Origin of the sequence: Rhodoferax sp., from assembly GCF_023701345.1 — a bacterium.
Classification (GTDB): domain Bacteria; phylum Pseudomonadota; class Gammaproteobacteria; order Burkholderiales; family Burkholderiaceae_C; genus Rhodoferax.
Genome location: NZ_JAMPXE010000123.1, coordinates 1 through 9,657 on the forward strand (window position 1 = coordinate 1; position 9,657 = coordinate 9,657).

Annotated in this window: 7 protein-coding genes; all 7 read left to right on the plus strand. The window is 56.9% G+C overall.

The window, feature by feature from the left end:
* The first annotated feature begins 269 nt into the window (after nt 1-269).
* Entirely contained in the window at nt 270-1,439 is a 1,170-nt protein-coding gene (locus NDI87_RS14255; RefSeq protein ID WP_296276033.1) for a polysaccharide biosynthesis/export family protein, read from the plus strand.
* 135 nt (nt 1,440-1,574) lie between these two features.
* Complete coding sequence (locus NDI87_RS14260; protein ID WP_296276035.1) at nt 1,575-2,009, plus strand: low molecular weight protein-tyrosine-phosphatase; 435 nt, start codon at nt 1,575-1,577, stop codon at nt 2,007-2,009.
* Nucleotides 2,010-2,104: 95 nt separating this feature from the next.
* Nucleotides 2,105-4,363, plus strand: coding sequence for a polysaccharide biosynthesis tyrosine autokinase (locus NDI87_RS14265; RefSeq protein WP_296276037.1), 2,259 nt, complete (start codon nt 2,105-2,107; stop codon nt 4,361-4,363).
* 55 nt (nt 4,364-4,418) lie between these two features.
* Nucleotides 4,419-5,870, plus strand: a complete 1,452-nt coding sequence (locus NDI87_RS14270) for a UDP-glucose/GDP-mannose dehydrogenase family protein (RefSeq protein ID WP_296276039.1) — start codon at nt 4,419-4,421, stop codon at nt 5,868-5,870.
* 51 nt (nt 5,871-5,921) lie between these two features.
* Entirely contained in the window at nt 5,922-7,157 is a 1,236-nt protein-coding gene (locus NDI87_RS14275) for an oligosaccharide flippase family protein (RefSeq protein WP_296276041.1), read from the plus strand.
* On the plus strand, nt 7,157-8,233 hold the full coding sequence (locus tag NDI87_RS14280; protein WP_296276044.1) for a glycosyltransferase family 4 protein: 1,077 nt from the start codon (nt 7,157-7,159) through the stop codon (nt 8,231-8,233). Before NDI87_RS14275 ends, NDI87_RS14280 begins: the two co-directional genes overlap by 1 nt.
* Complete coding sequence (locus NDI87_RS14285; RefSeq protein WP_296276046.1) at nt 8,221-9,405, plus strand: glycosyltransferase; 1,185 nt, start codon at nt 8,221-8,223, stop codon at nt 9,403-9,405. Before NDI87_RS14280 ends, NDI87_RS14285 begins: the two co-directional genes overlap by 13 nt.
* The last annotated feature ends 252 nt before the right edge of the window (nt 9,406-9,657 follow it).

Here is a 9,657-nt window from a genome sequence, read left to right on the forward strand (position 1 = left end):
GCGGCAATCCATGGCTCCGGACTTCGTGGATTGCCACGTCGCTGTCGCTCCTCGCAATGACAGCTACCTGACTCGTCATCGCGAGCGAAGCGCGGCCGGTATCCGTCATCGCGAGCGAAGCGTGGCGATCCATGCAGTTGGAAGTCATGGATTGCCACGTCGCTACGCTCCTCGCAATGACGAGTTTGGCGCTCCTCGCAATGACGAGTTTGGCGCTCCTCGCAATGACGACGTTCTTTCACGTTAACTTACCCCACAAACATCACCGCATGCCCATCCTGAACCCGCGTTTGCTTTTTCCCCTGCTGGCCAGCCTGGTGCTCAGCGCCTGCGCCTACGCACCCGGCATGTATGTCGGCAAAGCGGGCTTTGCCAATGACGGCCCCGGCAACCCGTGGTCCATCACGCAGGCGCGCGGCAGCGCTGACGCCGCCACTGACGCACCCCCGCCCGGCAGCCTGATCACCATCAACCCCGAGCTGCTGCGCCAGCAGCGCGCCGGCCGCGCCACCGACATCGCGCCCGATGTCAAAAACCTGTTCGCCCAGCCCAAGGCCTACCTGATCGGCCCGGGCGACGTGCTCAACATCGTGGTGTGGGACCACCCCGAGCTCACCATCACACCTGCCGGCACCACCACATCAGGCAACGACACCAGCCAATCGCCGGTGGGCAACGGCTACAACGTCAGCCCCCAGGGCCTGGTGCAGTTTCCGTATGTGGGCACCCTCAAGCTGTCCGGCCTGACCGAATACGACGCCCGCGACCTGCTCACCCAGCGCCTGGCCAAGTACCTCAAAGACCCGCAGGTCACGGTGCGCATCCAGTCGTACCGCAGCGGCCGCATCTACATGGACGGCGAGGTGCGCACGCCCGGCCTGCTGGCCCTGAACGACATCCCCATGACCTTGCCCGAGGCGCTGGGCCGGGCAGGGGGCTTTACCGCCACGGCCGACCGCTCGGCCATTGCCATCACGCGCAACGGCAGCACCACCACGGTCAACCTGGCCCAGCTCACCGAGCGCGGCGTCAACCCCACTGGCATCCTGCTCGGCAATGGTGACCTGGTGCGCGTGCTGGCGCGCGAAGAAGCCAAGGTATTCGTGCTGGGCGAGGTGCTGCGCCCCAACACCCAAACCCTGCGCAACGGCCGCCTCACGCTGAACGAAGCGCTGGGCGACTCGGGCGGCGTCAACCCGGTGTCTGGCGACCCGCGCCAGATCTTTGTGATCCGCGCGGCCAACCGGGCGCAACCCGAAATCTATCACCTCGACGCCCATTCCCCCGCCGCCTACGCCCTGGCCGAAGGCTTCGAGCTGCAAGCGCGCGACGTGGTCTATGTGGACCCCGCCCCGCTGGTCCGCTGGAACCGCGTCATCAGCCTGATCTTGCCCAGCGCGGTGGCCGTCAACACTACGCGCGATGCTGTTACCAATTAACCCCGTCATGGCGAATTTGAATGTCATTGCGAGCGAAGCGCGGCTGATACCCGTCATTGCGAGCGAAGCGCGGCAATCCATGCAGCCGGACTTCGTGGATTGCCACGTCGCTGCGCTCCTCGCAATGACCCATTTATGAACCTCATCCTCACCCTGTGCATCGGCAACATCTGCCGCAGCCCGCTGGCGCAGGGCCTGCTGGCGAAGCACTTGCCCGGCCTTACCGTGTGGTCTGCCGGGCTTGACGCCCTGACCGGCCAGCCGGCAGACCCGATGTCGGTGCAAATCGCCACCGAACATGGCTTTGACATCAGCGCCCACCGGGCGCTGCAGGTCACCAGCTTTTTGTGCCAAAAGTCAGACCTCATTCTGGTGATGGAGCAGTCGCACAAAAGCCAGCTGGAGCAACGGTTCCCGGTGGTGCGCGGCAAGGTCTTTACCCTGGGCCAGTACGGCCAGTTTGACATTGCCGACCCCTACCGCCAGCCCCGCGAAGCCTTTGATACCGCCTATGCGGCCATAGCCCAAGGCGTAGCCGACTGGGTGCCACGTATCAGGAAGTTGACGTGATGATGCAAATACATGGATTGCCACGTCGCTGCGCTCCTCGCAATGACGGCCGGAATCGCAATGACAAATTTGACCCCACATAAATATAAATCCGCATGAACTCTTTCCCCCAAACTCCCCAGCCCATGCTGCTCGCGCCGCAAGACGACGAAGACAGCATCAACCTGCTGGAGCTGCTGGACGTGGTGCTTGACCAGCGCTGGCTTATTGCCGGTGTAACCGCGCTGGTGCTGGCGCTGGGTGGCGCCTATGCCTTTATGGCCACGCCCATTTATGAGGCCAACTCGCTCATCCAGGTCGAAGACAGCAAGGGCGGCGGCATGAGCAGCCTGCTGGGTGATATGGGCAGCATGTTTGACATCAAATCACCCGCCACGGCCGAGATCGAAATCTTGCGCAGCCGCCTGGTGGTGGGCCAGGCCGTGAGCAACCTGCAGCTTGACCTGACCGTGTCCCCCAAATACCTGCCTGTCGTTGGCAAGTGGCTGGCCCGGCGCGCCACCGAGCCGTCCACCCCCGGCTTCTTGGGTATGAGCGGTTATGTGAGCGGCACCGAAGCACTGCAAGTGGGCTACCTCAAGGTACCGCAGGCGCTGGAAGGCGAGCGCTTTACCGTGGCGCTGGGCGCCCAAGGCTACACGCTACATTCGCCCGATGGCAACAACCTGGGCCAAGGCCAATTTGGCCAGCCGCTGGCCTTCAAAAGCAACGGTGCCTCCGGCGAGCTGCTGCTGGCCAGCGCCACGGGCCTGCCAGGTGCCGAGTTTTACCTTACCCGCTCATCGCAACTGGGCGAAACCGAGCAACTGCAAAATGCCCTGAACATTACCGAGCAAGGCAAACAGTCTGGCGTCATCAACGTCATGCTGGAGGGCGATAACCCCGCGCTCACTGCCCGCACCCTCAACGAAATTGGCGCCCTTTACGTGCGCCAGAACGTGGAACGCAAAGCCGCCGAGGCCGAAAAATCCATCAGCTTCCTCAACACCCAGTTGCCGCAACTGCGCCAAGAGCTGGAAACGTCCGAGGGCAAGTTCAACCAGTTCCGCAACCAGAACGGCACGTTTGACCTGACCACCGAAGCCAAGGCCATGCTCGACCAGTCGGTCAGCCTCAAGGTCAAGCTGCTGGAGCTGCAACAAAAGCGCAAAGAGCTTGAGTCGCGCTTTACCGCCCAGCACCCCAGCATCCAGGTGCTTGACGGCCAGATCAAAGACCTTAACGGCCAGATAGCCAGCATGGAGGGCAAGGTGAAAACCTTCCCCAATGTCGAGCAAGACCTGCTGCGCCTGACGCGCGACGTGAAGGTGAACAACGAGCTGTACACCGGCCTGCTCAACAGCTTTCAGCAGCTGCGCCTGGTGAAAGAAGGCAAGGTGGGCAACGTGCGCATTGTTGACGTGGCCGCCGTGCCCGAAAAACCCGTCAAACCCCAGCGCAAACAGCTGCTGGCCATTGCCGGCGTGCTGGGCCTGCTGGCCGGGCTGGGCCTGGCCTTTTTGCGCAACAGCCTGCGCCCCGGCATTAAAAACGCCGACGACATCGAGCAACACCTGGGCCTGCATGTGTTTGCCACCGTGCCGCATTCCAAAGAACAGGCGGCCTTGACCAGCAACATGGCAACGCAAAAAACCGGCATGCACCTGCTGGCCAACACGCACCCCGAAGACCCCGGCATCGAGAGCCTGCGCAGCCTGCGCACCGCGCTGCAATTTGCCATGCTGGACGCCCCCAACAACGTGGTGCTGGTCAGCGGCGCCACCCCCGGCATTGGCAAAAGCTTTACCAGCGCCAACTTTGCGGCGGTGCTGGGCGCAGGCGGCAAGCGTGTGCTGCTGGTGGACGCCGACATGCGCAAGGGCCACATCCACAAATTCTTCGGCCTGCAGCGCGGCCACGGCCTGAGCGAGCTGATTGCCGGCAGCCAGCCGCTGGCACAAGTGCTGCACAAAAACGTGTCGCCCCAGGTGGACCTGATCACCACCGGCACGCTGCCGCCCAACCCGGCCGAGCTGCTGATGTCACCCACCACGGTGCAACTGCTGCACACCCTGGCCAGCCAGTACGACATCGTGCTCATCGACACCCCGCCGGTGCTGGCCGTGTCAGACACCCAGGTGATTGCGCCGCAAGCCGGCACCGTGTTTTTGGTGGCGCGCTCAGAGGTCAGCACGCTGGGCGAGTTGCAGGAGTCCGCCAAGCGCCTCAAACAAGCTGGCGTGGCCGTGCGCGGCGTGATCTTTAACGACGTGAACACCACCAAGCGCCGTTATGGCTACGGCACCGGCTATGGCTACAAATACAGCCGCTACCGCTACACCCAATACCAGTACGGCCAACCAGCCCAAAAATGACCATCACCCCTGAACCCGTCATTGCGAGCGCAGCGCGGCAATCCATCTACCAACCATGAACATCACAATAATAGGCACCGGCTACGTCGGCCTAGTCACAGGCGCCTGCCTGGCAGACCTGGGCAACAACGTGTTTTGCCTCGACGTGGACCAGGCAAAAATAGACCTGCTCAACCACGGCGGCATCCCCATCTACGAGCCCGGCCTGAAAGAAATCATCGAACGCAACATAGACGCCGGCCGCCTCACCTTCTCCACCGACATCCCGGCCAGCGTGGCCTTTGCTGCAGTGCAATTCATCGCCGTAGGCACCCCGCCCGACGAAGACGGCAGCGCCGACCTGCAATACGTGCTGGCCGCCGCCCGCAACATCGGCCGCCACATGACCGACTTCAAAGTAGTAGTAGACAAATCCACAGTCCCGGTCGGCACCGCCAACAAAGTAACCGCCACCATCAACGAAGAACTCTCCAAACGCCCCGTCATTGCGAGGAGCGAAGCGACGCGGCAATCCATCCCCCCGTTTTCAGTAGTCTCCAACCCCGAATTCCTAAAAGAAGGCGCCGCCGTAGAAGACTTCACCCGCCCAGACCGCATCGTCCTGGGTGTCCAAAGCGACGCCGCAGGCGAGAGGGCTCTAAACACCCTGCGCCAGCTCTACGCCCCCTTCAACCGCAACCACGAACGCACCCGCGTCATGGACGTCAAAAGCGCCGAGTTCACCAAATACGCCGCCAACGCCATGCTGGCCACCCGCATCAGCTTCATGAACGAGCTGGCCAACCTGGCCGACAAAGTGGGTGCCGACATCGAACTGGTGCGCCAGGGCATAGGCTCAGACCCGCGCATTGGCTACAGCTTTTTGTACGCCGGCACCGGCTACGGCGGCAGCTGCTTCCCCAAAGACGTGCAGGCGCTGGCCCGCACCGCACGCGAACATGGCCAGACCCTGCGCGTGCTCGAAGCGGTGGAGGCCGTGAACCATGACCAGAAACAAGTGCTGGTCAAAAAAATATTCGCCAAATACGGCACCAAGCTGAGCGGCAAAACCTTTGCCCTGTGGGGCCTGGCCTTCAAACCCAACACCGACGACATGCGCGACGCGCCCAGCCGCGTCATCGTCCAAGCCCTGTTGCGCGCCGGTGCCCGCATCCATGCGCACGACCCCGTGGCCGAAGAAGAAGCCCGCCGCGTGCTGGCGCTGGACCTGGCCGACGCACCCGCCTTGCTGCACAACCTGCAATTTGCCGACAAGCCCATGCAAACCGTGCAAGGCGCGGACGCCCTGATCATCGTGACCGAGTGGAAGGCTTACCGCAGTCCGAATTGGACTGCGTTGAAGGCTGCGATGAAAACGCCGGTGATTTTTGATGGGCGTAACTTGTATGAGCCGCAGAGTCTGCATGAAACGGGCATTGAATACTTTGGTATAGGGCGCAACACTGCATTGCCACTTATGGAAGAGGCAAGTTTTACTAAGCGTCATGTGATTGAAGCACTCTCATGATCAGGATTTCATGCCAAGCCGCTACACCCGTCAACTCAGGTTAGCTAAATGGTGACTGCAGCAATTAACAAAATGCTCCCACGACCAGACCATGCGCTTTGGGTGTTGATTCAGCAGGTAGCGGTGCGTGGATTGATTGCATTCAAGTTTTTGCTTGCCGCACGGTTGCTCGGACCCGAGCAAATCGGATTGGTAGGCATTGCTACGCTGTCGCTGGCCATTGTGGAATCTTTGTCTGACACAGGATTGTCTCAAGCCGTGGTGCAGCGTCACAGCAAGATCAGTCCACAAGAAGCGGGCGCGGTATGGACATTGCAAATGACTCGTGGCATGGTGCTGGCCATTGCGTTATTGCTGCTTGCGATGCCAATAGCCGCCTTGTTCAAGGTTTCTGCATCGGCAGGCCTGGTGGCGCTTGCCGCCGTCATTCCCTTGCTGCGCAATGCATTCAATCCCGGTGTGTTTCTGGTTCAGCGTGACCGAAATTTCCGGCATCTGTCCCTGTATGAAGCCTCAGCTGCATTATTTGACTTTTCTACCACGCTGATATTAATCCAACTCGGATTTGGAGCCGCATCCATTCTGCTGGGCAATATCGCCAGTGACAGCGTGAAACTGGTTTTGTCATGGACTTGGTTCAGGGTTCCTCTGCTACCCACATTTCAGTGGCGTTTAATTCGGGAACTCACTCACTTTGGCAAATGGATATGGGGTTCCAGTGTTGTGACGCTGGTGTTAAACCAACTGGATAAAGTGCTGGTAGCCAGATTCCTGGGTACTACCGAGTTCGGCTTGTATCAGGTGGCATCCCGAATCGCCCAACTGGTCGTGGCCGATGGTGCAGTCGCTTTGGGGCAATACTTATTCCCCACTTTTGCGCAACGCCACCGAGTCGCTCGACAGGCTGGCAAGGATTACTTCGTGTGGGTAATGCGGCGGTTGATCCCTGTGGCCGGCTTCATCGCGCTATTGCTTGCAGTCATGGCGAGCTTCATTATCAGTATGGTGCTTGGACCCGAGTGGCTTGCAGCGGCTCCCGTACTGCGGGTGATGGCGCTGTCCATGTTTATGGGAGGAATCATTGCGATTTTGGTCGCGTATTGTCGTGCCGTAGGAGCACCGCAAATCGTTACCCAAGCCGTTACTGTTCAGTTGTTCGTGCTGGTTCTTGCTGCACCAGTTCTAATTTGGCAGTTCGGAAGTGTCGGTATGGCTTCAGCTGGTGCCATTGCAATAGCGGGAGCGACTGCATATTTCGCTATAAAAATCAAAAATGGTATTCATTGATGCGCATTATTCACGTTATCCATACCCCCAGATACTCCGGTGCTGAAATGCTTGTCGCGTCGTTAACAAAAAATCACACCGCAATGGGGCATGCTTCATGTGTTGTATCTATTAATCCACCTGAAGAGGATTTCAAATCATTAATTGAGCAGCAAAAACAAGACGGAATTGCATGGATTACACCGTCCACGCGCTTAGGGCGATTGGCTAGAGCTCCATTTATCAAGAAAACTGCGATTGAATTTTCACCTGATGTTGCGTTTGCCCACTCTGTGATACCTGCAGCCTACGCCCGATTGGCTGGAATAAAAAATGTAATTTCAGTGCTTCATAGCGAAACTAACTATAAGTCAGGATATATTCGCTATTTTGAAAAACTGCTTCAATATAGGTTGTCAGGCGTTATTTCTGTATCTGAACTGGCGCGCCAGCAATACACGGATAACTTTTCCTGCCCACCGACAATACTTGTTCCCAATGGAATTTCAATAGCAAGTATAGAAAGAAATGCAATTCACAGAGAGTTAGCCAGAAGAAGCTTGGGTTTTTCGGATACGGATAAAGTGGTTGTACAAATCGGACGAATTACAGAAATCAAACAACAACACCTGAGCTTGCAAGCGATTATTCCTGTAATAAAAGGCAACACCACAGTTCACTTGGTGCTGGCTGGTCTGTTTGAAGGGGAATCATATCTTGATGACCTCAAGCGTATGGCTCACAGTGAAGGAGTTGAACGCAACGTCCACTTCCTCGGAGCCAGAAAAGACGTCGCTGACCTGCTGTGCGCTGCCGATCTGTATTTGATGCCATCACTCAGAGAGGCTCACAGTGTTGCCATGATCGAGGCTCTAGCAGCTGGGTTGCCAATCATCGCCTCGCCGATACCGAGTTTTCAATACGCCAGCGCCTTTGATGGAGTTTACTTGTCGCCTCCTGAAAACCTGGAAGAGTTCAGTTCAACGATCAAAGCGGTATTGAATCAACCGAAAAGATATCAGCGCAATCTTCATGGTTTTGATATCAAAGATACCGCCTTGGCCTACATTGATTTTGCTACCCAATGCACGTCCTAATTGTTGAAGCCGCCCTGACTGGCCATCATTCCGGCTACCTCGGGCGAATCGCTACCGCCTACATGGAGGCGGGACACACGATTACCGTTACAGTTTTGCATCGGGACGCCGCACACCCTGCGATCGACCGGTTGAAGATGCAGTTTGGAGAGGCATTCAACGTGGTACCGCTTGATGATGCAAAGTATGAAGCCGCACTCCATTCGCATCTGGGAGAGGCTGGGCGGGAATTGGCGCTAAGACGACTGTTTGGCCAGGCCTATCGCTTTGTTCACAAAGCCAAGCCGGTGGACTACGTGTTCCTACCCTATCTGGATTACTGTCTGTATGCGCTGGGTCTGCTGGGCGCGCCATTTGGGCCCACGCAATGGGGTGGCATCTGTATGCGCCCCTCGTTCCACTATGGCCGCTACGGCGTGATCGCGCCCAAACCCAAGTTGGCTAACGTTAAGCGTGCGCTCTTCCTTAAATTACTGCGAAGCAAAACGCTGAAGTCGGTCTACACGATTGACGAGTTATTGCACCGTTATGTGGCCGAGTGGCATACGCAGTGGGCGCACCGTTTGCAGTATGTGCCCGACCCAGCCGAGCTGAAGGGCAGCCATACCTACGAGTCAGCCCGTCAAGCGTTGGGTATTCCAGATGGTGCCGTTGTTGTCCTGGTCTATGGCGCCATTGATGAGCGCAAGGGGTTGGACGTGCTGGTTGAGGCAATGTGCAGCCCCGAAGTACCCAAGACGCTGCACCTGCTTGTGGCGGGACGGCAGTCTGCTGCCATTCAGCCGCTGATGCAATCAGCGCAAATTAGCTCGCTGACGCAAGAAGGACGATGCCACGTTATTAACAGTTTTGTGGATGATGCTGTGGAGCAGATGGTGTTTTCTGCGACTGACATTGTGTGGCTTGGATATCGCAATCACTATGCGATGAGTGGGGTTTTGGTGCTTTCAGCTATCGCGGGTAAGCCAGTTATTGCTACACAGGATGGTTTGATTGGGTGGTACACAACTATTAAAAATTTGGGACGCACTGTTAATATTAAAAAACTAAATCAAATAATAAGCGCATTGCAACCTGTTGCATTTGAAAAATCGACTAAAGAAAAAATGATTACGAAAAATTCCTTTAATAAAAACAGTTGGAAAATGTTTCTATCAAATATTGTTCCATAGAAAGATTTAATCTGTGCGATTAAATATTTTTAACAAAGTAGCTAGATCTCGTTGGACTGGTTTGTTTTGCGTGTTCATTACTTACTTTTACTTGATTTTTCTTCCGGGCGAATCCAAATCCACTTGGTTGTGGTTCACAAATGCGATAATAATCGTTATTTCCTGCTTATTTATATATGATAATTCTGTAAATACAATTTCAATTAAAAAGATAACTGGGATTTTTTTCTTGCTTTTTTTTGGCATTGCGCC

Coding starts and splice junctions, on each gene's coding strand:
- NDI87_RS14260 (WP_296276035.1), top strand. CDS start 1,575: ATGAACCTCATCCTCACCCTGTGCATCGGCAACATCTGCCGCAGCCCG.
- NDI87_RS14280 (WP_296276044.1), top strand. CDS start 7,157: ATGCGCATTATTCACGTTATCCATACCCCCAGATACTCCGGTGCTGAA.
- NDI87_RS14285 (WP_296276046.1), top strand. CDS start 8,221: ATGCACGTCCTAATTGTTGAAGCCGCCCTGACTGGCCATCATTCCGGC.
- NDI87_RS14265 (WP_296276037.1), top strand. CDS start 2,105: ATGAACTCTTTCCCCCAAACTCCCCAGCCCATGCTGCTCGCGCCGCAA.
- NDI87_RS14270 (WP_296276039.1), top strand. CDS start 4,419: ATGAACATCACAATAATAGGCACCGGCTACGTCGGCCTAGTCACAGGC.
- NDI87_RS14255 (WP_296276033.1), top strand. CDS start 270: ATGCCCATCCTGAACCCGCGTTTGCTTTTTCCCCTGCTGGCCAGCCTG.